Below are 831 nucleotides of genomic sequence, written 5' to 3'. Positions count from 1 at the left end.
CGCTTGACCCGCCCGCGCCCCCTGCCTAGGTGACCCCCGCATCCCGCCTCTGCGGGACAGGCGCGTGGGCCCGTAGCTCAGTAGGTAGAGCAGCTGACTTTTAATCAGCGGGTCACAGGTTCGAATCCTGTCGGGCTCACCACTTCTTGTTTGCGAACCCGGTGCGGGCGGGCGGTCGCACTTGCGGTCGCCTTGCGACCGATCAGTGCCATGCGGGGACTCGACCATCGGGCCCGGTGCCTCGACTTTTTGCCCCGCCTCGACCAATGCTCGTCCCATGAACTTTCGGCCCGAGGATCAGGTTGCCGACCGCCCGCGGCTGGCGTGGCTGACCGTCACGCTTGCCGGGTTGGTGGTTCCGGCGATTGCGTTGTTTACGACCCATGATCCGCATGCCGCCGGGGCCGTCATCGCGATCGGGATGATGGGAACGGGGATGATTGCTGCCGCCGCTGCCGGACGTTTCGCGGTCGGCGTTCTGGCCGCCTTGCCGGGCGGGGCGGGGCTGGTGCTGCTGTCGCGGTGGCTGGGGCTTCCCGCCCTTCACGACCCTGACGGTGTGGCGCTTGCCGCCATCATCGCCAGCGTCAGCTTCGCCGCGCGCGGGAGCCTGTTTGCGCGTTCCGCCTCGGCGCGGGGGTGGTGGATCGCGCTCGCGGTGGTCGCGGGCGAGGCCGCCGTCCTGCTCACCGCCGCCGCCATGCCGGGGGCGTGGCCCGGGTGGGTGCTGGCGCTGCTGCCCGCGCAATGGGCGACCCTTGCGCTTCAGGCCGGGCTGACCGGCAGCGGCGCGCATGTGGCCGAGGCGGCGCTGCTCGCCCTCGGCGGGAC

Annotated in this window: 1 protein-coding gene and 1 tRNA gene; both read left to right on the top strand. The window is 71.2% G+C overall.

What is annotated here, in order from left to right; all coding sequences use genetic code 11:
• Positions 1-66: 66 nt before the first annotated feature.
• Positions 67-142: transfer RNA gene (locus tag AX692_RS05675), tRNA-Lys, on the top strand.
• A gap of 135 nt (positions 143-277) precedes the next feature.
• Positions 278-831: hypothetical protein (locus AX692_RS05670; RefSeq protein WP_073977588.1), on the top strand; the 554-nt coding region annotated here is incomplete at its 3' end.

The sequence above is a fragment of the Erythrobacter donghaensis genome (genome assembly GCF_001557325.1).
GTDB classification, from domain to species: Bacteria; Pseudomonadota; Alphaproteobacteria; order Sphingomonadales; family Sphingomonadaceae; genus Erythrobacter; species Erythrobacter donghaensis_B.
The sequence above is the reverse complement of the archived record's forward strand: the minus strand, read 5'-3'. Positions and strand labels throughout refer to the sequence as shown.